The organism is Microvirga antarctica (genome assembly GCF_017921815.1).
GTDB lineage: Bacteria > Pseudomonadota > Alphaproteobacteria > Rhizobiales > Beijerinckiaceae > Microvirga > Microvirga antarctica.
Genome location: NZ_JAGEMM010000002.1, coordinates 529,436 through 554,226 on the forward strand (window position 1 = coordinate 529,436; position 24,791 = coordinate 554,226).

A 24,791-nucleotide genomic window follows, 5' to 3' on the forward strand; every position below is an offset into this window, starting at 1 on the left:
TGATTTAACCCGGCAGCTGCCGGGAAGGCCCCCTCGGAGCGATGGGGCGACAAGGTTCAAGTCGCAGGTGGCCGGTCACAAGCCGGCCAGGGCGATGAGGAGAAAGTGAATGGCCGTTCGTAGGCTCGCGCCCGATGACATCCAGCCCAAGAGCTTCGCGTTCTCGCCCGAGAACGAGATCTTTGCGCAGGAGCAGATCGCCAAATATCCGCCCGGCCGACAGGCCTCGGCGGTGATTCCGCTGCTGTGGCGCGCCCAGGAGCAGACGGGCGGCTGGCTGCCGCGCAAGGCCATCGAAGCAATCGCGGTGCGCCTCGACATGCCCGATATCCGCGTGCTGGAAGTGGCAACCTTCTACACGATGTTCAACCTCGACCCGGTGGGCAAGCATTTCATCCAGTTCTGCGGGACGACGCCTTGCGCGTTGCGGGGCGCGGGCGAGATCAAAAAGATCCTCGAGCGGCGCGTTGGCGAGCAGAGCCATGTGTCGGCCGACGGCAACTTTTCGTGGCTTGAGGTCGAGTGTCTGGGCGCCTGCTGCAATGCGCCAATGGTGCAGATCAATCATGATTATTATGAGGATCTAGCGCCTGAGAATTTTGAGAAACTGCTGGACGATCTGGCGGCTGGACGGCCCGTCAAGCCCGGTCCTCAGAGCGGTCGGCGCTCGTCCGAGCCCGCCGACGCGGTCAAGACCCTGACCGATCCCGCCCTTTACGACGGCTCTGTCGTTGGGGCATGGCGCAAGCGGTTCGAGGAAGAGGCCATCAAGGCGGTGGAAACCGGCGAAGCGGCCAACGCGACGGCGACTGCCGCTGCCAACCCGAAGCCCGCCAAGCCGGATGCCGGTCGGGCGATCGGTACGGAATCGGCTGATACGCCTGCCAAGCGCGTCAAGGAAGGCGACGCGCCTGTCAGCGCTGCCGAGCGCAAGGATGCGGCGGACCAGACCCGAGCCTCGGTGGACCAGACGTCCAAAGGCGCGGTGCCGACGCCGCAGAGCGACAAATCCTACGGGGCGACGCCCTCGAAACCCGGCAGCGGTCAGGCGACACCCGATGCCCCGACCACTCCCGTTGCAGGAACGCCGCCGTCCGACGCGCCTGCGCGCCGCGACGGCAGCGAAAGCAAGCCGGACGTCGTCGTCGATCCCACCAAGAAACCGTCCTGACGGAGTGATGTGACATGCTTCAGGACAGAGATCGTATCTTCACAAACCTCTACGGCCTTCAGTCGCCGGACCTTGCGGCCGCCAAGATGCGCGGAAACTGGGACGGCACGAAGTTCCTGCTGGAAAAGGGCCGCGACTGGATCATCGACGAGATGAAGAAGTCCGGCCTGCGCGGCCGGGGCGGCGCAGGTTTCCCGACCGGCATGAAGTGGTCGTTCATGCCCAAGCAATCGGACGGCCGTCCGAGCTATCTCGTGGTCAATGCGGACGAGTCGGAGCCCGGCACCTGCAAGGATCGGGAGATCATGCGGCACGACCCGCATCTGCTGATCGAGGGTTGCCTCATCGCGTCCTTCGCGATGAACGCGAACGCCGCCTATATCTACATTCGCGGCGAGTACGTCGCCGAGCGTTATGCGCTGCAGAAGGCCATCGACGAGGCCTATGAGGCGCGCCTGATCGGCCAGGACAACATCCACGGCTTCCCGTTTGAGCTTTACCTGCATCACGGCGCCGGCGCCTATATCTGCGGCGAGGAGACGGCCCTGCTCGAAAGCCTCGAGGGCAAGAAGGGAATGCCGCGCCTCAAGCCGCCGTTCCCGGCCAATATGGGCCTCTATGGTTGCCCGACGACGGTCAACAACGTCGAGTCGATCGCGGTTGCGGGGACGATCCTGCGGCGTGGCGCGTCGTGGTTCTCCGCCATCGGACGGCCCAACAATGTCGGCACCAAGCTGTTCTGCGTGTCCGGTCATGTGGAGAAGCCGTGCAACGTCGAAGAGGCCATGGGTCTCACGTTCCGCGAACTGATCGACACTCATTGCGGCGGCATTCGCGGCGGCTGGGACAACCTTCTGGCTGTGATCCCCGGCGGGTCCTCGGTGCCATGCGTTCCTGCGCACGAGATCATGGACGCCTACATGGATTTCGACACGCTGCGGAACCTCAAATCCGGCCTCGGCACAGCGGCCGTGATCGTCATGGACAAGTCGACGGATATTGTGCGGGCGATCACGCGTATCTCCTATTTCTACAAGCACGAGAGCTGTGGCCAGTGCACCCCATGCCGGGAAGGCACCGGCTGGATGTGGCGTGTCCTCACCCGCATGTCGGAAGGTCGCGCCCAGCGGCGCGAGATCGACATGCTGCTCGAAGTGTCGACACAGATCGAAGGCCACACCATCTGCGCGCTCGGCGACGCGGCGGCATGGCCGGTCCAGGGCCTGATCCGGCACTTCAGGCATGAAATCGAAAAGCGGATCGACGATTATGCGGCCAACCCGCATTCCGAATCCGTCATGCTGGCGGCGGAGTAGAGAAGCGAGATGGCAAAAATCATCGTTGATGGCGTCGAGGTCGACGTCCCGCCGGAATTCACGCTGCTGCAGGCCGCCGAAGCGGCGGGTGCGGAAATCCCGCGTTTCTGCTTCCATGAACGCCTGTCGATCGCCGGCAATTGCCGCATGTGCCTCGTCGAGGTGAAGGGCGCGCCCAAGCCGGTGGCATCCTGCGCCTGGGGTGTGCGCGACTGTCGTCCGGGCCCGAACGGCGAGCCGCCCGAAATTCTGACGAAATCGTCGACGGTCAAGAAGGCGCGCGAAGGGGTGATGGAGTTCCTCCTCATCAACCATCCGCTCGATTGCCCGATCTGCGACCAGGGCGGCCAGTGCGACCTCCAGGACCAGGCCATGGCCTATGGGGTCGACACGAGCCGCTATCACGAGAACAAGCGGGCGGTGCCCGACAAGTATCTCGGACCGCTCATCAAGACCTCGATGAACCGGTGCATCCATTGCACCCGCTGCATTCGCTTCACCACGGAAGTGGCGGGCGTCGAGGACCTCGGCGCGATCTGGCGCGGCGAGGACATGGAGATCACGAGCTATCTCGAAAAGGCGCTCGGGTCCGAGCTTCAGTCCAATGCGGCCGATCTCTGCCCGGTGGGCGCGCTGACCCACAAGCCGGAGGCGTTCCACTACCGGCCGTGGGAATTGAGCAAGACCGATTCCGTGGACGTGATGGATGCGGTTGGCTCGTCCATCCGTGTCGATTCCCGCGGCCGCGAGGTCATGCGGATCCTTCCCCGCGTGAACGAGGCGGTGAACGAGGAATGGATCACCGACAAGGCGCGCCATATCGTCGACGGCCTGCGCCTCCAGCGTCTCGACCGGCCGTTCGTGCGGGTCGATGGACGCCTGCAGGTTGCCACCTGGCCGCAGGCGTTCGCCGCTATCGCGGAGCGGGTCAAGGGCACGCACCGCAACAAGATCGGCGCCATCGCGGGCGATCTCGCATCCGTCGAGGATCTCTTCGCCTTGAAGAGCCTGATGACGGCGCTCGGCGTTGCCAACATCGATGCGCGCCAGGATGGCAGCCAGATGTCGCCGGCCCATGGCCGCGCGTCCTATCTGTTCAACGCCACGATCGCGGGCATCGAAGAGGCTGACGCAATCCTGATCGTGGGCTCCAACCCCCGCATCGAGGCCTCCCTCGTCAACGTGCGCATCCGCAAGCGCTGGCGCATGGCGCCGCCCCCGATCGCGTTGATCGGCGAGCGGGTCGATCTGACCTATCCTTATGCTTATCTCGGTGCCGGAGCCGAGACCCTCGCCGATGTGGCGGCCGGCCGCCACAGCTTCCTCGACACCCTCAAGGGCGCGAAGCGGCCTCTGATCATCGTCGGCCCCGGAGCCTACGCGGGCGCCAACGGTCTTGCCGTGTTGTCGCTCGCGGCGCAGCTGGCGGTGACCGTCGGGGCGGTGTCCGACGAGTGGAACGGCTTCTCGGTCCTGCACACGGCCGCCTCGCGCGTCGGCGCTCTCGACCTCGGTTTCGTGCCGGGAGAGGGCGCATTGAGCGCCCGCGAGATGGCGGACGGCGCGGTCGAGGTGCTGTTCAACCTCGGCGCGGATGAGGTCGACATCGCGCCGGGCGCCTTCGTGATCTATCAGGGCACCCACGGCGATCGCGGCGCGCACCGCGCCGACGTGATCCTGCCGGGCGCCACTTACACGGAGAAGTCCGGCACCTACGTCAACACCGAAGGCCGGGTGCAGATGGCCAATCGCGCGGCGTTCGCGCCCGGCGATGCCCGCGAAGACTGGGCCATTCTGCGCGCGCTGTCGGACGTCCTCGGCCATCGCCTTCCATTCGACTCGCTTGCCGCCCTGCGGCAGCGGCTTTATGCGGAACATCCGCATTTTGCGGCCATCGACAGCATCGCTCCGAGCGATGGCGCGGCCGGCCTCAACGCGCTGGCGGCCCTTGGCGGAAGCCCTGGACGCGAGGCTTTCACAAGTCCCGTCAAGGACTTCTATCTCACGAACCCGATCGCCCGGTCGTCGCAGGTCATGGCCGAGTGCTCCGCACTTGCCCGTAATCTCCGGCTTGAAGCCGCAGAGTAAGAGGACCGATCATGGAATTCGGAGATATCGTCCTCGCCGTCGCCATCATGCTGGGCAAGAGCCTGTTGCTGCTCGTCGCCCTGCTGATCTTCATCGCCTATGCGCTTCTCGCCGACCGCAAGATCTGGGCCGCCGTTCAGCTTCGTCGCGGACCGAACGTCGTGGGTCCCTGGGGATTGCTGCAATCCTTCGCCGACCTCTTGAAGTTCGTCCTGAAGGAGCCGGTCATTCCGGCGCCTGCCAACAAGGGCATGTTCCTGCTGGCGCCCCTCTTGTTCTGCGTGCTGTCGCTGGCCGCCTGGGCGGTCATCCCGCTCAATGCCGGCTGGGCCATCGCCGACATCAATGTGGGCATCCTCTATATCTTCGCGATCTCGTCGCTGGGCGTTTACGGCGTCATCATGGGCGGCTGGGCGTCCAATTCGAAGTATCCGTTCCTCGGCGCCCTGCGATCCGCAGCCCAGATGGTCTCCTACGAGGTGTCCATCGGCTTCGTGATCGTGACGGTCCTCATGTGCGCCGGGACCCTGAACCTGTCGAAGATCGTCGAGGCGCAGAATTCGAGCTTCGGCCTGCTCGGCTGGTATTGGCTGCCGCTGTTCCCGATGTTCGTGGTGTTCTTCATCTCCGCCATGGCGGAGACCAACCGCCCGCCCTTCGATCTGCCGGAAGCGGAATCCGAGCTTGTGGCCGGCTACATGGTGGAATATTCGTCCACGCCCTACCTGCTGTTCATGCTGGGCGAGTACGTGGCCATCATGACCATGTGCTCGATCGGGACGATCCTGTTCCTGGGCGGCTGGCTGTCGCCGATTCCCTTCGCGCCCTTCACCTGGGTGCCGGGCGTGATCTGGTTTATCCTGAAGGCGAGCTTCCTGTTCTTCATGATGGCCATGGCGAAGGCCATGGTGCCCCGCTACCGTTACGATCAGCTCATGCGCCTCGGCTGGAAGGTGTTCCTGCCGATTTCGCTCGCCATGGTCGTCATCGTGGCCACCGTGCTCATGGCAACCGGCCTTGCGCCGGGCATGCGATAAGAGGAGATCGATCGCGATGAAACTCGGTCAGGCCGCACAATCGCTTCTCTTGAAGGAATTCGTGACGGGGTTCGTCCTCGCCATGCGGTATTTCTTCAAACCGAAGGCGACGATCAACTATCCGTTCGAAATGGGCCATCGCGGGCCGCGCTTCCGGGGCGAGCATGCCTTGCGTCGCTATCCCAACGGGGAAGAGCGCTGCATTGCCTGCAAGCTCTGCGAGGCGATCTGTCCGGCCCAGGCGATCACCATCGAGGCCGGCCCCCGCCGCAACGATGGCACCCGCCGCACCACCCGCTACGACATCGACATGGTGAAGTGCATCTATTGCGGCCTCTGCCAGGAGGCCTGCCCGGTGGACGCCATCGTGGAAGGCCCGAATCTCGAATTCTCCGTCGAGACCCGCGAGGAGCTCTATTACGATAAGGCCAAGCTTCTCGATAACGGGGACCGGTGGGAGCGCGAGATCGCGCAGAACATCGCCAAGAATGCGCCCTACCGGTAAGAATGCGCCCTACCGGTAAGAATCCGCCCGACCGGTAAGGGCGCGCCAGATCGTGACGAGATCCCGGCCCGGCGAGGGCAGGGATGAGAGAAGTCGGGCGGGTTGTCCCGCTTGACGTGAAACACTATAGACGGGCGACCGGACGACGTGCCGGCAGTCACGTCGGAAGGGGGCCGCACAGCGCGGCCTGAGCTTGAGCATGACGGTTACCGCCGCCTTCTTCTATCTTTTCGCGACGATCACGGTCGCGTCCGGTTTCATGGTGATCGCCTCGCGCAATCCCGTGCAATCCGTGCTGTTCCTCATCCTGGCCTTCGTCAATGCGGCGGGGCTCTTTCTGATGATGGGGGCCGAGTTCCTGGCGATGATCCTGGTGATCGTCTATGTGGGGGCGGTCGCGGTCCTGTTCCTGTTCGTCACCATGATGCTCGACGTGGATTTCGCCGAACTGCGGCAGGGATTCCTGCAATATCTCCCCTTTGGCGCGCTGATCGGCGTGGTGTTCTTCCTCGAAATCACTCTTGTGATCGGCGCCTACATCATCGATCCCGCCCTCGTGCGCTCGCCGTCGGTTCCCATCCCGTCACCCGACATCATGACGAATACCGAGGCGCTGGGGCAGGTGCTCTACACCCGTTATTTCTACTTCTTCCAGGCCGCCGGTCTGATCCTGCTCGTGGCCATGATCGGGGCGATCGTGCTGACGCTGCGGGACCGGGTCGGCGTGCGCCGGCAGAACATCTCGGTCCAGAACGCCCGGACCGCGCAGGACGTGCAGGTGCGGAAAGTTCCCTTCCGCCAGGGCCTTTAAGGAGACACGGGATGGTCATCGGACTAAGCCACTATCTCACCGTCGCGGCTCTGCTGTTCACGCTGGGCGTTTTCGGCATCTTCCTCAACCGGAAGAACGTGATCGTCATCCTGATGTCGGTCGAGCTGATCCTGCTCGCCGTCAACATCAACATGGTGGCGTTCTCGACGCATATGAACGACATCGTCGGCCAGGTCTTCGCGCTGCTGATTCTCACCGTCGCGGCGGCAGAGGCGGCAATCGGACTTGCCATTCTGGTGGTGTTCTATCGCAACCGCGGCTCCATCGCGGTTGAAGACGTCAACATGATGAGGGGCTGAGGCCCAGAAGTATCGCGACATGTATCACGCAATCGTCTTCCTGCCGCTCGTCGGCTTCCTCATCGCAGGCCTGTTCGGGCGGATCCTCGGACCGCGCCCGAGCGAGATCGTCACGACGGCGCTCCTGTTCGTGGCCGCGGTCTTGTCATGGGTGGCGTTCTTTCAGGTCGGCTTCGGCTCTGGCGCGACCCGCATCCAGATCGCCCAGTGGATGTCGGTCGGCGATCTGGTGGTGGATTGGGCGTTTCGCATCGATACGCTGACGGTGGTGATGCTCGTCGTCGTCAATACGGTGTCGGCCCTCGTTCATCTCTATTCCATCGGCTACATGCACGAGGACCCGCACCGGTCGCGGTTCTTTGCCTATCTGTCGCTGTTCACCTTCGCGATGTTGATGCTGGTGACGGCCGACAACCTCGTCCAGATGTTCTTCGGGTGGGAAGGGGTGGGCCTTGCCTCGTATCTGCTGATCGGATTCTGGTATCAGAAGGAATCGGCCAACGCGGCCGCCATGAAGGCGTTCATCGTCAACCGCGTCGGCGATTTCGGCTTCCTGCTCGGCATCTTTACCCTGTTCGTGCTGTTCAAGAGCGTGTCCTTCGAACAGATCTTCCCGCGCGTGTCGGAGCTTGCCGATCAGCGCTTCGTCTTCCTCGGCCACGAATGGCACGCGATGACGGTCGCCGCCCTGCTGCTCTTCATGGGCGCCATGGGCAAGTCGGCCCAGTTTCTCCTGCACACCTGGTTGCCTGACGCGATGGAAGGCCCGACGCCGGTCTCGGCGCTGATCCATGCGGCCACGATGGTGACCGCGGGCGTCTTCATGGTCGCCCGGATGTCGCCCGTCTTCGAATACGCGCCGACCGCGCTGACCTTCGTGACGGTGATCGGCGGGATCACGGCCTTCTTCGCCGCCACCGTCGGATTGGTGCAAAACGACATCAAACGCGTGATCGCCTACTCGACCTGTTCGCAGCTCGGCTACATGTTCGTGGCTTTGGGCGTCGGCGCCTACGGAGTGGGCGTCTTCCACCTCTTCACGCATGCCTTCTTCAAGGCGCTCCTGTTTCTTGGCGCCGGCTCGGTCATCCACGCGATGCATCACGAGCAGGACATGCGCAATATGGGCGCGCTTCGCAAATACATCCCCTTCACCACCGCCATGATGGCGATCGGAACGCTGGCGCTCACCGGCTTTCCGTTCACGGCTGGCTATTACTCGAAGGATGCGGTCATCGAGGCGGCCTACGCGGCCCATTCGAGCGCCGGGACCTTCGCGTTCGTGGCGACTGTCGTTGCCGCCTTCATGACCTCGTTCTACTCCTGGCGTCTCTTCTTCCTCACCTTCGAGGGACCCTCGCGCTGGGCCGGTGGCCATGCCCATGACCACCATGCCGCCGGCAGCCACGAAGGCGTCGAGCATGACGACCATAACCATGATGTGGAGCCCGCTGCCCACGCGGATCACGACCACGCCCATCACGGGGACCACAAGCCGCATGAGAGCCCGCTGGTCATGCTCGTGCCGCTCGCTGTTTTGGCGCTGGGCGCACTCGTCGCCGGCCTCATCTTCCACGGGGCGTTCATCGGCGAGGGTTCTGAAGAATTCTGGAAGGGCGCAATCTATACGCGGCCTGACAACCACATTCTCGAGACCATGCATCATCTGCCGGGCTGGGTGCCGCTGATCCCGACCCTGATGATGGCGCTCGGGTTTCTGCTCGCCGTCTACATGTACATCATCGACGCCAAGAAGCCCGTCCAGCTCGCAGCCGATCATCCGGTGCTGTACCGCTTCCTGCTGAACAAGTGGTATTTCGACGAGCTCTACGACGCGATCTTCGTTCGCCCCTCGCTCGCCGTTGGGCGCTTCCTGTGGCGGATGGGCGACCAGCGCATCATCGATGGGCTCGGGCCTGACGGGATCTCGGCGCGTGTTCTCGACGTCACCCGCGGCGTCGTGCGTGTCCAGACCGGATATGTCTACCATTACGCCTTCGCGATGCTCATCGGCGTGGCGGCGTTCATCACCTTCTATCTCTTCCGGGGGGGCACATTAATGCTCGGGTTCGGCATTCTCTCGGGCCTGCTTCTCCTCCCCCTGGTGGGAGCAGCCTTCATCCTGACCTTGCGCGGCGACAGCGAAGCGGCAAACGGCAACGCCCGCTGGGCGGCTTTGGCCACGACCGTCCTGACCTTCCTCCTGTCGCTCGTCGCCTGGAACCGCTTCGATACCGGATCGGCGGCGTTCCAGCTCGTCGAGAGCCATGCCTGGCTCACCGACACGATCCGCTTCAAGCTCGGCGTCGATGGTTTCTCGCTGCCGTTCATCCTGCTCACCACGTTCCTGATGCCGTTCTGCATCCTGGCCTCGTGGAATTCGATCCAGACTCGGATCAAGGAATATTTCGTCGCGTTCCTCGTCCTCGAGATGACGATGATCGGCGTCTTCGCGTCGCTCGATCTCGTGCTCTTCTACCTGTTCTTCGAGGCGGGCCTGATCCCGATGTTCCTGATCATCGGCATCTGGGGCGGAAAACGCCGGATCTATGCGAGCTTCAAGTTCTTTCTCTTCACGCTGCTCGGCTCGGTGCTGATGCTGCTCGCCATCATGGCGATGTACTGGGCGGCCGGCACCACCGACATCCCGACGCTGCTCCAGTTCAAGTTCGCGTCAAACCTGCAGACATGGCTGTGGCTTGCCTTCTTCGCCTCGTTCGCGGTGAAAATGCCCATGTGGCCTGTCCACACCTGGCTTCCCGACGCGCACGTGGAGGCGCCGACGGCAGGCTCGGTGATCCTGGCCGGCATTCTGCTGAAAATGGGCGGGTACGGCTTCATCCGGGTGTCGCTGCCGATGTTCCCGGATGCGTCGGTCTATTTCGCCCCGATGGTGTTCGCGCTGTCGGTGGTGGCGATCATCTACACCTCGCTTGTGGCGCTGGTGCAGACCGACATGAAGAAGCTCATCGCCTATTCGTCGGTCGCCCATATGGGCTTCGTGACCATGGGCCTGTTCAGCATGAACCCGCAGGGCGTGCAGGGGGCCATGTTCCAGATGGTGTCGCATGGACTGGTGTCGGGCGCGCTGTTCCTGTGCGTCGGTGTCGTCTACGACCGCATCCATACCCGCGAGATCAAGGCTTACGGCGGCCTCGTCGAGCGTATGCCGCTTTACGCCGTCGCGTTCATGATCTTCACCATGGCCAATGTGGGGCTGCCGGGGACCTCGGGTTTCGTGGGTGAATTCCTCACGCTCTTGGGGGCTTTCCAGGCGAACACCACCGTGTCGCTCCTCGCCACGACAGGCGTGATCCTGTCGGCCGCCTACGCCCTTTGGCTCTATCGGCGGGTCGTCTTCGGGGTGCTGGACAAGCCGCAGCTCAAGACCATCACGGATCTCAACAGCCGCGAGATTCTCATCCTCGCACCTCTCGTTCTGCTCGTCATTTATTACGGCGTGCAGCCGGCTCCCATCCTCGACGCGTTCGCCGCGCCGACGGAGGCTCTCATGAAGAGCTACGAGGCCGCGCTCCACACCGTGAAAACTGCGGCGCTTGCCGCACACTGAGGTCACGATGAATTCCGCCCTCGCTATCCCCGCCTTCGCCCCGGTCCTCCCCGAGATCATTCTCGCGGTGGGGGTGCTCGTGCTCGTCCTGTTCGGTGCGATCCGCGGCGAACGCTCTTCGGGCATCATGAACGTTCTGGCGCTCGCGCTGATAGGGGCGGCCTTGATCGCCGTCCTCATGCTGCCGTCCGACCGCATCGAGACGATGAACGGGTCCTTCGTCATCGATTCCTTCGCCAAGTTCATGAAATCGCTGACCTTGGTGGCGTCCGCGGGCGGCATCATCCTGTCGATCGATTTCATGCGCCGGGCTGGTATCGACCGCTTCGAATATCCGATCCTGATTCTGCTCTCGACCATCGGCATGCTGATGGTGATCTCGTCGAACGACCTGATCGCGCTGTATCTCGGTCTCGAACTGCTCAGCCTGTCGTCCTACGTGATCGCGGCCTTCGACCGGGACAATGTGCGCTCGACCGAGGCGGGGTTGAAATACTTCGTTCTCGGCGCGCTTTCGTCGGGCATGCTGCTTTACGGCGCATCGCTGGTCTATGGCTTCACCGGCAGTGTCTCGTTTCCGACGATCGCGGCGACACTTCAGGGGAATGCCGGATTTGGCGTGATCTTCGGTCTCGTTTTCGTTGCGGCCGGCATCGCCTTCAAGATTTCGGCCGTGCCGTTTCACATGTGGACCCCCGACGTCTATGAAGGCGCGCCCACGCCAGTCACGGCCTTTTTCGCGGCGGCCCCCAAGATGGCCGGCATGGCCATGGCGACCCGGGTCTTCATCGACGCGTTTCCGGGCATTATCGGCCAGTGGCAGCAGATCATCGTCTTCATCTCGATTGCCTCGATGGTCCTTGGCTCCTTTGCCGCCATCGGACAGCGCAACATCAAGCGCCTGATGGCCTATTCGTCCATCGGCAATGTGGGCTACGCGCTGATCGGACTCGCCGCCGGCACGCCGGAGGGCATTCAGGGCGTGGCCGTGTACATGGCGATCTATCTCGCCATGACGCTGGGGACCTTCGCGTGCATTCTCAGCCTTCGCCGCGGCAATGTCATGTTCGAGACGGTCGATGATCTGTCGGGATTGGCGCGAACTCACCCTGTCATCGCGTTCTGTCTCGCCATGATGATGTTTTCGCTGGCGGGCATTCCTCCGCTCGCGGGTTTCTTTGCCAAATTCGCCATCTTCACAGCGGCTATTCAGGCCAATCTCGTCGCGCTCGCCGTCATCGGCGTCGTCACCAGCGTGGTGGGTGCCTATTACTACCTGCGCATCGTCAAGGTCATGTATTTCGACGAGGCGGTCGCAGCCTACGATCCGATGCCGTCCGGCGTCCGGTTCGTACTGGCGCTGTCGAGTGCGTTCGTGGTGCTCTATGTGTTGATTCCCGCTCCGCTGACAGCGGCCGCAGGCGCCGCCGCGCGCTCCTTGTTCTGACGTGCAGCTAGCGCCCGAGACAGAATCCGCCGGATACAGGCTTCTCGCGCTCTCTGCGACCGAATCCACCAACGACGACGCTGTGCGCGCGGCGCAGGCGGGTGATCCGGGTCAGTTGTGGATTGTCGCGCGGGAACAGCGCGCGGGGAGGGGGCGCCACGGCCGGACCTGGTCGTCGCCTCCCGGGAATGTTTATGCCAGCCTTCTGCTCGTTGATCCTTGCCCGCCGGCGACAGCGCCGCAGCTGGGGTTCGTTGCCGGGTTGGCGCTGCATGAGGCCGTCGAGTCCGTGATCGGCTGGGGTGCTCCGCGCCTGGCCCTCAAATGGCCCAACGACCTTCTGCTTGACGGAGCCAAGGTGTCGGGCCTTCTTCTCGAGGGGCACCGGGTGGGACCTTCGCAGAAACTGGCGATCGTGATCGGGTTCGGGGTGAACGTGGCGCTATCTCCGGCCGCTGCGCCGTATCCGACGGCTGCTCTGCGCCAGATCGCGCCTCGGCTGGAGCCCGAATCGGTGTTTGCGGCGCTTTCCGCGCGTTTCGCGGAAGCGTTCTCGGCGTGGCGCGCGGCGGCGCGCCACTCGCCCGACGATCCCTTCGCGGGCATTCGCCGCCTCTGGCTGGAGCGCGCTGCCGGGATCGGGCAGGAGGTCGCAGTGCGGCTCCCCTCCGGTCAGAAGAATGGTACTTTCGACGGTCTCGATCCTTTCGGGCGTCTTCGGTTGAAAAGCTCCTCGGGTGTGGAGCTCATTGATGCAGGCGACCTATATTTTCCCAATTTGCAATCAGATAGCGCCGGCTTAGTGCCTGGCACCACAAGGTTTTGATCGATGAATTCCCCCAATGATGAACTCGTTTTCGTCCCGCTCGGCGGCCTCGGCGAGATCGGGATGAATGCCGCCCTCTACGGCTTCGGACCGGAGAACCGCCGCAAGTGGATCCTGGTCGATTGCGGCATGGGCTTTGGCGGCGAGGAGCACCTGCCCGGAATCGACGTGGTCTATCCCGACCTCCGATTCATTGAGGACGAGCGCGACAACCTGCTCGGTATCTTCATCACCCACGCGCACGAAGATCACATCGGTGCGCTGGTGGAGCTGTGGCCGCGGCTTCGCGCTCCGGTCTATGCGACGAAATTTGCCATTGGCCTGCTGGAAACGCGGCGGCTTTCTGAAGCCGGTGCGCCAAAGATCGACCTGCGGGAAATCAAGACACACGAGCCGCTGCAGATCGGGCCGTTCAATGTGGAATATATCCCGGTCGCCCATTCGATTCCCGAATCGAATGCGCTGGCGATCCGGACCCCGCATGGCCTCGTGGTCCATACGGGCGACTGGAAGCTCGACAACACGCCCTATCTCGGCAGCCTGACCTCCGAGGACACGTTCCGGGCCCTCGGCGATGAAGGCGTGCTGGCCCTCATCTGCGATTCCACCAACGTCGTGCGCGACGGCACCAGCCCCAGCGAGGCTGATGTCGCCCGGAGGCTTGCCGAGTTGATCCGCGATGCGCCCTATCGCGTGGCGATCACCACCTTCGCGTCGAACGTCGCCCGCATCCGGTCGGTTGCCGAAGCGGCGCGGGAATGCGGCCGCGAGGTCGTGATGGTGGGGCGCGCCATGGATCGCACGTCCGGCGTGGCCGATGATTGCGGCTACCTCGAGGGGATCCCGGAATTCCGGCCGCCCGAGACGTTCGGCTACCTGCCCCGCGACAAGGTCGTGGCCCTTCTGACTGGCTCGCAGGGCGAGCCAAGGGCCGCATTGGCGCGGATTGCCCAGGACGAGCATCCCGATATCGCTCTCTCGAAGGGGGACCGGGTCATCTTCTCGTCGCGCACGATCCCGGGGAACGAGAAGGCGGTGGGCGCCATCATCAACAGCCTGATCGAGCAGGGAGTCGAGGTCATCACGGACCGCACCGAGATGGTCCATGTGTCCGGGCATCCGCGGCGGGGCGAGCTGGCGCGCATGTACGAATGGACACGGCCGCGCATCGCCATTCCCGCCCATGGCGAAGCGTTGCACCTGGCCGAACACGCCAAGCTCGCCGAGAGCCTCGGGGTTCCCGAAGTGGTTCGTGCCCGCAACGGATCCTACGTCCGTCTGGCTCCCGGGGCCGCCAAGATTATCGACAGCGTTCCGGTCGGCCGGCTCTACAAGGACGGCAATATCGTCATCGAGGGCGGTGAACGTGCGCTGCCGGAGAGGCGCAAGCTCGCTTTCGCGGGCATCGTGACCGTGGCCATCGCCATCGATGCGAAGGGCGAGATCGCGGGCGATCCTGTGGTGGAAACCATGGGCCTGCCCTCGAAGAACCGGAAGGGCCATGATCTCACCGACATCATCGCGGATGTGGTGGGCAATCTTCTCGACGGCTTGTCGAAGGTGAAAAGGCGCGATGCCGAGGCGGTTGAGAATGCGGTCCAGCGGGCCGTCCGGTCGGCCGTGAACGAGGCCTGGGGCAAGAAGCCCGCCTGTCACGTGCTCGTCATTGAGGTATAGAACCGGTGCGCCCTATCCCGGGCGCGCCAATAGGTTGCACTGAGGAAGCTTGATGATCGGTCGTCTCAACCACGTGGCCATTGCCGTTCGCGATTTGGCGGCAGCGTCCGCCCTCTATCGCGATACGCTGGGCGCCGACGTCTCGGCGCCCGAGCCACTGCCCGAGCACGGCGTGACGGTCGTCTTCGTGAACCTCCCGAATACCAAGATCGAGTTGCTCGAACCCCTTGGCACCGACTCGCCGATCGGCCGATTTCTCGAGCGCAATCCTGACGGGGGCATTCACCACATCTGCTACGAGGTCCCCGATCTCGTCACGGCCCGCGAGAGCCTGGTCCGCGATGGGGCGCGCGTGCTCGGTTCGGGCGAAGCGCGGATTGGCGCCCATGGAAAGCCCGTGCTTTTTCTTCATCCCAAGGATTTCAACGGCACGCTCGTTGAACTCGAGCAAGCGTAAGGGATCAGTCGATGGTCACATGCCTGAAGACACTCGCCGGCTCGCTCTGGCTCACACTCGGCGCGATCCTTGTGGTTTCGATCATTGCCATCGGCATCGTCGTCGCGGCCTTCGGCCTGCGCATCAGCGGCGGCACTGCCCTCTTTTTCATCATCTGGTGGACGCTGCTCTTCGCCATCCTGCCCTTTGGCGTGAAGAGCCAGGCGGAGGCCGGAGAGGTGGTGGCGGGCAGCGAGCCCGGTGCGCCGGCAACACCTGCGCTACGTGAAAAGGCGCTCTGGACGACTTTGGTCGCAGCTTTTGTGCTTGTTTTCGCCGCGGGCGTCCTGCCCCTGGCTGGGCTTTAAGGGCTACGCCCCTGCGAGGTTTTAATCGGCGCAGCGGGGGGATTGTGCATCCAATAGCAAGACTGGTTAAAGTCTATCTGTGTCCGGATCACGCAGTTCAAAAAAGAAAAAGCAAGGCTTTCGCCTTGCCTAACATGCCTTTTGGCAATTTTAATCCTTGGCTTTCTCACGCCGTCGCCTGAAAGGCGCACGAGGACCTTTTTCCTCCCGAAACTCGGACCGTCTCCTCTGACCTTGGAAGGTTTTAGAGGTTAGTATTCTCTTCATAAACGTCCCGACAGATGATGTCATCTTTTTTGAGCACCCCCTGACGCAATTTTCGGCACCACCAGTATTGATCTTTGGTATTAGAAGGAGCCGCGCTTCCACGGCAGGTCGATCCGCGCTTGTCTTTTCGGAGATGGCTGTGTTGTGTGCTGTTGCGAGTCGCGTCCGGTGTCCCACCGTTTCCGCCAACCTGTTCGATTCTGAAGGCGTTCCATGCGTTTGAGCCGTTTCTTTCTGCCCATCCTCCGCGAAACCCCCAAGGAAGCGGAGATCGTCTCGCATCGCCTCATGCTGCGCGCCGGCATGATCCGGCAGGAATCGGCAGGCATCTACGCATGGCTTCCGCTGGGTCTTCGCGTGCTCAACAAGGTCAACGCAATCGTGCGCGAGGAGCAGAACCGTTCCGGCGCGGTCGAATTGCTGATGCCGACGATCCAGTCAGCCGATCTCTGGCGCGAATCCGGCCGCTACGATGCGTATGGCAAGGAAATGCTGCGGATCAAGGATCGTCATGAGCGCGACATGCTCTTCGGTCCGACGAACGAGGAGATGATCACCGAGATCTTTCGCGGCTACGTGCGTTCCTACAAGGACCTGCCGCTCAATCTCTACCATATCCAATGGAAGTTCCGCGATGAGGTCAGGCCGCGCTTCGGCGTGATGCGCTCGCGCGAATTCCTCATGAAAGACGCGTATTCGTTCGACCTCGACCAGGAGGGCGCGCGGCATTCCTACAACCGGATGTTCGTGGCCTACCTGCGCACCTTCGCCCGCATGGGCCTGAAGGCGATCCCGATGCGCGCCGATACCGGCCCCATCGGCGGCGACCTCAGCCATGAATTCATCATTCTCGCATCGACCGGCGAAAGCGAAGTGTTCTGCCACGCGGATTATCTCGATTACGAGACGCCTGCCATCGACACCGATTTCGACAGTCGCGACGGCCTCCAGGCCCTGGTCGATCGGTGGACGTCCCTTTATGCCGCCACCTCCGAGATGCACGACGGCGCAGCCTTCGAGGCGATGCCCGACGACCGCAAGATCTCCGCGCGCGGCATCGAGGTCGGCCACATCTTCTATTTCGGAACGAAGTATTCCGCTCCCATGGGCGCCAAGGTTACGGGGCCCGACGGCAAGGATCACGACGTCCATATGGGCTCCTACGGCATCGGGCCGAGCCGCCTGATCGCGGCGATCATTGAAGCCAGTCATGATGAGAACGGAATCATCTGGCCGGAAGCGGTGGCGCCGTTCGACGTCGCGCTCTTGAACCTCAAGGCCGGGGATTCTGCCACCGACGAGGCCTGCGGCCGGATCTATCGCGAACTCACGGCGGCCGGCCGCGACGTGCTCTACGATGATCGCGACGAGCGTCCGGGCGGCAAGTTCGCAACCGCAGATCTCATCGGCATTCCGTGGCAGGTGGTCATCGGGCCGAAGGGTCTGGCGGACGGCACTGTCGAGCTGAAGCACCGCGCGACGGGTGATAAACAGGTCGTGCCGCTCGACGACGTGGTCGCGCGCCTGACGGCGCCGCGTTGACCGGCCCAATGACCGCATCGACTGCCCCCAAAGCGGCCCCGAAGGTGACGTCCGGCACGAAGCCATTTTCGCTTTTCGAGTGGATGCTCGCGGGTCGGTATCTGCGGACGCGGCGTCGGGAAGGGTTCGTCTCCGTCATCGCCGGATTCTCGTTTCTCGGCATCATGCTTGGCGTCGCCACGCTGATCGTGGTGCTGTCGGTGATGAACGGATTCCGCAAGGAACTCCTCGACAAGATCGTCGGCATCAACGGTCATATCTTCGTGGCGCCCATCGAGACGCCGCTGACCGATTACGATGCGGTCGCCAAACGGATCGCCGCGGCGCCCGGCGTAAAACGCGCCATGCCGCTCGTGGAAGGCCAGGCCTTCGGCTCGTCGCAATATAGCGGCAGCGGCGTGCTGGTGCGCGGCGTGCGGGCCAAGGATCTGAAGAAGATCGAGCACATTGCCGGCAATATCCAGCAGGGAACGCTGGAGGATTTCGACAAGGGGGAGGGCGTCGCCATCGGGCGGCGGCTTGCCGAGTCGCTCTCGCTGCAGGCCGGCGACACCTTCACGCTGATCACCCCGCGCGGCGCATCGACACCCTTCGGCACGGCGCCCCGCATCAAGGGCTACCCGGTCAAGGCGGTGTTCGAGATCGGCATGTCGGAATTCGACTCGACCTTCGTCTACATGCCGCTTGCGGAGGCGCAGAGCTATTTCAACCGTCCCGACGACGTCCAGTTGATCGAGGTCTATCTCAACGATGCCGACAAGGTCGACGAGGCGCGCGCCGCCATCGAAACCGCCGCCGGCCGACCGATCCTGATGACGGACTGGCGCCAGCGCAACCGAACCTTTTTCGGCGCCCTCGAGGTGGAGCGTAACGTGATGTTCCTCATCCTGACCCTCATCGTCCTGGTGGCCGCGCTCAACATCATTTCAGGGCTGATCATGCTGGTGAAGGACAAATCCAGCGACATCGCGATCCTGCGCACCATGGGAGCCACCAAGGGGGCGGTGATGCGGGTGTTCCTCATCACCGGCGCGTCGATTGGCATTGTGGGAACCATCGCGGGCTTTGCCCTCGGCCTGCTTCTCGCGCTCAATGTGGAGAGCATCCGCAGCTTCATCTCGCGGCTCACCAGCACGAACCTGTTTCCGGCGGAGCTCTATTTTCTGAGCAGGCTTCCTGCCGACGTCAATCCGACCGAAGTGCTGACGATCCTGCTGATGGCCATGGTTCTCTCGCTCCTCGCCACGCTCTATCCGTCCTGGCGCGCCGCAAAGCTCGACCCGGTCGAAGCCCTTCGTTACGGATAGAATCATGTCCTCCGGCCAGCCCCAGCCTGCTCTTTTCCTCTCCAAGGTCGAACGCCGTTACGCGCAAGGGGAGGGCTCCCTCGAGGTGTTGCGCGGGGCGGATCTTGCCATCTGGCCCGGCGAGATCGTCGCTCTCGTGGCGCCCTCTGGCACCGGCAAGTCCACGCTCCTGCATGTGGCAGGACTGCTCGAAAAGCCGGATGGCGGCGAGGTCTATGTGGGCGGGTTACCGACAGCGGCGATGGACGATGCCGGTCGGACCCGGATCCGTCGGGAGGACCTCGGTTTTATTTATCAGTTCCACCATCTCCTGCCTGAATTCTCGGCTCTTGAAAACGTCGTGATCCCGCAACTGATCCGGGGGTACAGCAAGGCTGACGGACGCCAGCGCGCGAGCCAGTTGTTGACCTTCCTGGGGCTCGGCAAGCGCCTCGATCATCGGCCGGGGGAATTGTCCGGCGGCGAGCAGCAGCGGGTCGCCATCGCACGCGCCGTCGCCAACGCCCCGCGCCTGCTCCTGGCAGACGAGCCGACCGGCAATCTCGACCCAACGACGGCCGATCGGGTCTTCCAGACGCTGGTCGCCATCGTGCGCGCCTCCAAGCTCGCCGCGCTGATCGCCACCCACAATCTTGACCTCGCCGCGCGGATGGATCGACAGGTGACCATCCGGGACGGCCTCATCGTGCCGCTCCGCTGAAGCGCAAATCCAATGACCTCACAGGTTATCGCGCCCATCGCGTGACACAGGCAGAGTTGGCCCATCGCCTGAACGATGGAGCCGTCCCCATGCCAACCTTTGCCATTGCCCGCCTTCGCAACGTCGAGATCGGCCCCGCCATTGTCGAATATCTCCGGCGGATCGACTCGACGCTGGTGCCCTTTGGCGGCCGGTTTGTTCTCCACGGCGATCCGGTCGAGGTGCTCGAAGGGGACTGGTCCGGCGATCTGGTCGCCATCCAGTTCCCGAGCCGGCAAGAGGCTCGGGCGTGGTACGCCTCTCCCGCCTATCGGGCGATCCTGAGCTTGCGGACCGACCACTCCACCTCGGATGTCATCCTGATCGACGGCGTCGCTGACGACCATCGCGCGACGGATATTCTCGACAGGCTCGCTTGATTCGACGCAAGCAGTCGCCGAGAGGCGGGTTCTGACCACGAGAAGTATCCGGGTCGGCGAGGGCGAGCGCGTCGGCAGCGGCGAGAGTTATAGCCCAGAGGCTGCACCGACCCCTTCGTCACAGACCTTCCGTCGCGTTAAGCTTTCATTGACTCCCCGCGCCGGACGAACAATTCACAGCTTTACACAGAACATACAGCGAACAATAATGAACATGTCAGGAACATGGAGATACCGACATGGTTCGCATCCTTCTCGAAACAACGGCTGAAATCACCTCTCTGGCTCTGTTTGGCGGCATGGTGGCCATCTGGGCGCTGGCGCTCTCGCCCTTTGCCTGATCCCGCAATTCACAGGCTCCGCGCCTCATTCACAACCAAACCGGGCATGCGTCGATATTCGGCGGTGTCGGGTCTGGCGAGGCCGGTCCGCCGCATGCGAAAACAGACCCCTGTCTGAGTCGGGGTTTCATGGCGCGCATTCTTCAAGATATCGGTTTTGTGCATCTTCACGTGCACTCCTCCTACTCGCTTCTCGAGGGGGCGTTGAAGATCGGGAAGCTCGCGGAACTGGCCAAGGCCGACAAGCAGCCCGCCCTTGCTCTGACGGACACCAACAATCTCTTCGGCGCCCTCGAATTTTCCGAGAAACTGGCAGGCTCCGGCATCCAGCCGATAGCCGGGGTTCAGCTCTCGGTGTGTTTCGAGGAGCCTGATCCGACCATCCGGCTGCCGCCGCAGCCGCCCAATATCGTCCTCCTCGCCCAGACCGATGAGGGCTATCGCAATCTCATGCGGCTTGTGAGCCGCGCCTATTTCGGCGTGCCGCTGGGAGATGCGCCAAGTCTTCCGTCAACGGCCCTGGCGGCCCATTGCGAGGGTCTCATCGCGCTGACCGGCGGGTTGACCGGCCCCCTCGATTTGGCACTGCGCGACAGTGGCCGTCCTGACGTGGCACAGGCCCGGCTGGACGTTCTCAAGCAGGCCTTCGGGCACCAGCTCTATGTGGAAATTCAGCGCCACGGACTCGACGAGCAACGTCTTGTCGAAGCCGAGCTGATCGCGCTCGCGGACCGCAACAGCCTTCCGATCGTCGCCACCAACGAACCGTTCTTTTCGGCCACTGGTGATTTCGAGGCGCATGACGCGCTGCTCGCGATCTCCAGCGGCCGCGTGGTGTCGGATGGCAGCCGTCGCCGCCTGTCGCCCCAGCATGATTTCAAGACGCGCCGGCAGATGATGGAGCTGTTCGCGGATCTGCCCGATGCGCTGCAGGCCAGCGTCGAGATCGCCATGCGGTGCTCAACCCGCGTGACCACCCGCAAGCCCATCCTGCCCCGGTTCGGAACGGATTCCGATCTTGTCCCGCTCGATGAGGATGCGGAACTGAAGCGGCAGGCCGAGGAGGGGCTTGTGCTGCGCCTTGCGGCCCACGGCACGGCGCCCGGATTGACCGAGCAGGACTACCACGACCGGCTCGCCTTCGAGATCGGCGTCATCCAGCGCATGAAGTTTCCCGGTTACTTCCTGATCGTGGCCGATTTCATCAAATGGGCGAAGGACAACGACATTCCCGTCGGTCCGGGCCGTGGCTCCGGCGCCGGGTCGCTGGTGGCCTACGCGCTCACCGTGACGGATCTCGATCCGCTCCGGTTCGGCCTGCTCTTCGAGCGGTTTCTCAATCCGGAACGCGTCTCGATGCCCGACTTCGACATCGATTTCTGCGTCGATGGCCGCGAGCGTGTCATCGAGTATGTGCAGAAGCGCTACGGCGAGGAGCAGGTCGCCCAGATCATCACTTTCGGAACGCTGCTGGCCCGCGGCGTGATCCGCGACGTCGGCCGTGTGCTGGAAATGCCGTACGGGCAGGTCGACAAGCTCACCAAGCTGGTGCCGCAGAATCCGGCCAATCCGGTCACCCTCAAACAGGCTATCGAAGGCGAGCCGAAGCTGCAGGCGGCCATCGAGGAGGAGCCTGTCGTTGCCCGCATGCTGACCATCGCCCAGAAGCTCGAGGGGCTTCACCGCCATGCCTCCACCCACGCTGCCGGTGTGGTCATCGGCGACCGTCCGTTGCAGGAGCTCGTGCCGCTCTATCGCGATCCCAAGACCGGGATGCGCGTGACCCAGTACAACATGAAATGGGTCGAGCAGGCGGGGCTGGTGAAGTTCGACTTCCTCGGCCTGAAGACACTGACCGTGCTGCGGACAGCGGTCGACCTCGTCCTTCGCCGCGGAATCGAGATCGATCTGTCGGCGCTCCCGCTCGACGACACCAAGTCTTACGAGGCCCTGTGCCGCGGCGAGACGGTCGGCGTGTTCCAGGTGGAAAGCGCCGGCATGCGCAAGGCGCTGGTGGAGATGGAGGCCGACCGTTTCGAGGACCTCATCGCCCTCGTGGCGCTCTACCGGCCGGGTCCCATGGCCAATATTCCGGTCTATTGCGCGCGCAAGCTCGGCAAGGACGAGCACAACAAGAAGCACTGGTATCCCCACCCCAAGCTCGAGCCGGTGTTGCGCGAGACCTTCGGCATCATCGTCTACCAGGAGCAGGTCATGGAGGTGGCCAAGGTCCTCTCCGGCTATTCGCTCGGGGACGCCGACCTGCTGCGCCGGGCCATGGGCAAGAAGATCAAGAAGGAGATGGACGACCAGCGCGAGCGGTTCGTGTCAGGCGCCATCGCGGGCGGCCTCGACAAGGGCAATGCGAACGAGATCTTCGATCTGCTGGCAAAATTCGCCGATTACGGCTTCAACAAGAGTCATGCCGCAGCCTACGCGCTCGTCGCCTTCCAGACGGCCTACCTGAAAGCCAACTATCCGGTCGAATTCCTCGCGGCGTCGATGACGCTCGACCTCGACAACACCGACAAGCTGTCCGAATTCAGGCGCGAAGCCCAGCGGCTCGGGTTGAAGGTCGAGCCGCCCTCGGTAAACCGGTCCGGCGTCGTGTTCGACGTGCATTACGATGCCGAAGGGCAGGGGGCGATCCTGTATGCGCTTGCGGCCGTGAAGGGCGTCGGCCGGCAAGCGATCGAGGCGTTGATGGAGGCCCGCGGCGATGTGCCTTTCAAGGACCTCGCGGATTTCGCACGGCGCATCAATCCGCGCTCCCTCAACAAGCGCACGCTCGAGAACCTGATCGCCGCGGGCGCACTGGACGAGCTCGAACCAGACCGCGCCAGGGCAAGCGCGTCCATCGACGCCATGATGAGCCTTGCCCAGCAGGCGGTGGAGGCGGCCAATGGCGGGATGATCGACATGTTCGGCGGCGTCGGCTCGTCCGACGTTCAGCTGCGCATTCCGCCCTACGAGCCATGGCCCGCTTCCGAGAAGCTTCAGCGCGAATACGACGCCGTTGGATTTTTCATCTCGGGCCATCCCCTGGACGAGTACGGCGATCTCCTGAAGAAGTTACGGGTTCAGACCTGGACGGAGTTCTGCCGGTCCGTGAAGGCCGGCAATTCCGTCGGGCGGATCGCCGCGACGGTTCTCGACCGGCAGGAGCGGCGCACGCGGACCGGCAACAAGATGGGCATCCTCACCCTGTCCGATCAGACCGGACATTTCGAGGCGATCGTGTTCTCGGAAGGATTGCAGCGCTTCCGCGAGATCCTCGAGCCGGGCAGCGCCGTCGTGCTGATGGTGACCGCGGGTCTCGAGGGCGATGAGGTCCGCGCGCGGATCGGGATGGCTGAGCCTCTTGAGGAGGCGATCTCGAAGCACCAGAAAGGAATGCGGATCTTCCTGCGTGACGAGCGGCCCATCGGCAGCGTGTTCGAACGCCTGAAGGCAAAGGGCGAGGGCGAGGTGTCCTTGGTGCTGATCCTCGACGATGGGGATCGCGAGGTCGAGGTGAAGCTTCCCGGAAAATACATGGCCTCCCCGCAGATCGCGGGCGCGCTCCGGGCCGTGCCTGGGGTGGTCGACGTCCACATGAATTGACGGCGGCGGGCTGGGTGCCGGCCCGGTGCTAACGTGCGTCTAATCCGGCGACGTCGATGGCGTCGACCACCCACTGCCCGACAGCAGGTTTGAAATGCAGGTTGTCGAACCACGAGGGCGATGAGCCGACCTGGGGATCGAAGTCGTCAAACTGACGGTCATCGGTCAAATCGTGGAACGGCACCCCATGGGTCGCGGCGCTCGCGGCGACGGCCGAGCGCCAGCGATCGAGATCGCCCTCGAGGCCTTTTGCGGCGAAGATCCGCCGCTGCGCGTTGCTGAGGGGAGAGAGATACAGGACGACGTGGCGGTCGCGCAGTATCGACAGCGCCTCATCGAGCCCAACCAGAGCGGTCGGTTCAAAGGGCAGGAGGTTGTCCAACTGGCGACCGTCATCCTGAGCCGTCAGCCGCGCATCGCGGTCGGGTGTTTGGCGAAACCCGTTGAGAGCCCAGCCCCCCGGCTCGTAGGTTTCTCCACCGAACGCGATCCCAATGCCGCTGAGGCTGCGCCAGCTCAGGACCCGGTTGGTGACGAACAGCGCGCGGCCCCCAGGCGTATCGAGATCCGGGCTGAGAGGCGCCGCGAGGGGAAAGCGTGTGAAGGAGAAATAGTCCAGGCCGATCACGATGGTGCGTGGGCTCGGCCGGGAGACGATGAGCCGGGCGAGGGTCGGCAATTCATAGGCCATGAGCGCCGAGAGACCGAAATTGTACGCCGGTGTTCGGGATATCGGCAGCGTGGACGGATCGAGCCCGCGATACATCACCGAACTCCCGAGCAGCACCGTCTCAGGTGGCGGCCTCAGAATAAATTGCAGCGGCTTTGCCAGTCGGCCATCCGTATCGAGAAGACGGTTCGTCGCGTAAGAACCCCGCAACCAGGGAGGATCGCTCCGAAACGCCCAGTAGGGGTCAGACAGGAGCGACAACGCGCTCGCCGACGCCACGCCGGCCACGATGGCGACGAGGAACACCCGGATGAAGCCTGTCCAGCGCAACATCGTTGTTGACTAGCCCATCGTGCGCCCGATCGCCAG

19 protein-coding genes are annotated in these 24,791 nt (G+C 63.4%); 18 read left to right on the forward strand and 1 reads right to left on the reverse strand.

Going from position 1 to position 24,791, the window contains the following annotated elements:
• Positions 1–109 precede the first annotated feature (109 nt).
• The 18 genes from nuoE to dnaE all read left to right on the forward strand — a co-directional run bounded on the left by nuoE (position 110) and on the right by dnaE (position 23,752).
• The gene (gene nuoE, locus J4G32_RS09865; protein ID WP_210489088.1) at positions 110–1,171 is read left to right on the forward strand and encodes an NADH-quinone oxidoreductase subunit NuoE; all 1,062 of its coding nucleotides are present in this window, start codon (positions 110–112) and stop codon (positions 1,169–1,171) included.
• A 14-nt stretch (positions 1,172–1,185) separates the two neighbouring features.
• Entirely contained in the window at positions 1,186–2,487 is a 1,302-nt protein-coding gene (gene nuoF / locus J4G32_RS09870) for an NADH-quinone oxidoreductase subunit NuoF (protein ID WP_210489101.1), read from the forward strand.
• Positions 2,488–2,496: 9 nt separating this feature from the next.
• Positions 2,497–4,575: an NADH-quinone oxidoreductase subunit NuoG gene (gene nuoG / locus J4G32_RS09875; protein ID WP_210489116.1), complete on the forward strand. Its 2,079-nt coding sequence runs from the start codon at positions 2,497–2,499 to the stop codon at positions 4,573–4,575.
• Between the two features lie 11 nt (positions 4,576–4,586).
• Positions 4,587–5,612, forward strand: a complete 1,026-nt coding sequence (gene nuoH / locus J4G32_RS09880; protein ID WP_210489130.1) for an NADH-quinone oxidoreductase subunit NuoH — start codon at positions 4,587–4,589, stop codon at positions 5,610–5,612.
• Between the two features lie 16 nt (positions 5,613–5,628).
• Positions 5,629–6,117, forward strand: a complete 489-nt coding sequence (nuoI, locus tag J4G32_RS09885; protein WP_210489149.1) for an NADH-quinone oxidoreductase subunit NuoI — start codon at positions 5,629–5,631, stop codon at positions 6,115–6,117.
• Positions 6,118–6,316: 199 nt separating this feature from the next.
• Positions 6,317–6,928, forward strand: coding sequence for an NADH-quinone oxidoreductase subunit J (locus J4G32_RS09890; protein WP_210489162.1), 612 nt, complete (start codon positions 6,317–6,319; stop codon positions 6,926–6,928).
• Between the two features lie 11 nt (positions 6,929–6,939).
• Positions 6,940–7,248: an NADH-quinone oxidoreductase subunit NuoK gene (gene nuoK, locus J4G32_RS09895; protein WP_210489176.1), complete on the forward strand. Its 309-nt coding sequence runs from the start codon at positions 6,940–6,942 to the stop codon at positions 7,246–7,248.
• Between the two features lie 19 nt (positions 7,249–7,267).
• The gene (nuoL, locus tag J4G32_RS21760) at positions 7,268–10,819 is read left to right on the forward strand and encodes an NADH-quinone oxidoreductase subunit L (protein WP_246504937.1); all 3,552 of its coding nucleotides are present in this window, start codon (positions 7,268–7,270) and stop codon (positions 10,817–10,819) included.
• A gap of 7 nt (positions 10,820–10,826) precedes the next feature.
• On the forward strand, positions 10,827–12,266 hold the full coding sequence (gene nuoN, locus J4G32_RS09910) for an NADH-quinone oxidoreductase subunit NuoN (RefSeq protein WP_210489203.1): 1,440 nt from the start codon (positions 10,827–10,829) through the stop codon (positions 12,264–12,266).
• Between the two features lies 1 nt (position 12,267).
• Positions 12,268–13,092 carry a biotin--[acetyl-CoA-carboxylase] ligase gene (locus J4G32_RS09915; protein ID WP_210489224.1) on the forward strand — a complete coding sequence of 275 codons (825 nt, stop codon included), beginning with the start codon at positions 12,268–12,270 and terminating at the stop codon, positions 13,090–13,092.
• Positions 13,093–13,095: 3 nt separating this feature from the next.
• Positions 13,096–14,769 carry a ribonuclease J gene (locus J4G32_RS09920; RefSeq protein ID WP_210489231.1) on the forward strand — a complete coding sequence of 558 codons (1,674 nt, stop codon included), beginning with the start codon at positions 13,096–13,098 and terminating at the stop codon, positions 14,767–14,769.
• Between the two features lie 52 nt (positions 14,770–14,821).
• On the forward strand, positions 14,822–15,226 hold the full coding sequence (gene mce / locus J4G32_RS09925) for a methylmalonyl-CoA epimerase (protein WP_210489246.1): 405 nt from the start codon (positions 14,822–14,824) through the stop codon (positions 15,224–15,226).
• Between the two features lie 11 nt (positions 15,227–15,237).
• On the forward strand, positions 15,238–15,573 hold the full coding sequence (locus tag J4G32_RS09930; RefSeq protein WP_210489257.1) for a DUF1467 family protein: 336 nt from the start codon (positions 15,238–15,240) through the stop codon (positions 15,571–15,573).
• 480 nt (positions 15,574–16,053) lie between these two features.
• Positions 16,054–17,382, forward strand: coding sequence for a proline--tRNA ligase (gene proS, locus J4G32_RS09935; RefSeq protein WP_210489268.1), 1,329 nt, complete (start codon positions 16,054–16,056; stop codon positions 17,380–17,382).
• Positions 17,383–17,390: 8 nt separating this feature from the next.
• Entirely contained in the window at positions 17,391–18,689 is a 1,299-nt protein-coding gene (locus J4G32_RS09940; RefSeq protein WP_210489301.1) for a lipoprotein-releasing ABC transporter permease subunit, read from the forward strand.
• A 4-nt stretch (positions 18,690–18,693) separates the two neighbouring features.
• Positions 18,694–19,389 (forward strand): ABC transporter ATP-binding protein, encoded by a 696-nt coding sequence (locus tag J4G32_RS09945; protein ID WP_210489313.1) that lies wholly within the window; start codon positions 18,694–18,696, stop codon positions 19,387–19,389.
• Between the two features lie 89 nt (positions 19,390–19,478).
• On the forward strand, positions 19,479–19,808 hold the full coding sequence (locus J4G32_RS09950; protein ID WP_210489326.1) for a DUF1330 domain-containing protein: 330 nt from the start codon (positions 19,479–19,481) through the stop codon (positions 19,806–19,808).
• A gap of 470 nt (positions 19,809–20,278) precedes the next feature.
• Complete coding sequence (gene dnaE / locus J4G32_RS09955) at positions 20,279–23,752, forward strand: DNA polymerase III subunit alpha (RefSeq protein ID WP_210489339.1); 3,474 nt, start codon at positions 20,279–20,281, stop codon at positions 23,750–23,752.
• Positions 23,753–23,780: 28 nt separating this feature from the next.
• On the opposite strand, the gene J4G32_RS09960 is transcribed toward dnaE, so the two are convergent.
• On the reverse strand, positions 23,781–24,755 hold the full coding sequence (locus tag J4G32_RS09960; protein WP_210489348.1) for a hypothetical protein: 975 nt from the start codon (positions 24,753–24,755) through the stop codon (positions 23,781–23,783).
• Positions 24,756–24,791 lie beyond the last annotated feature (36 nt).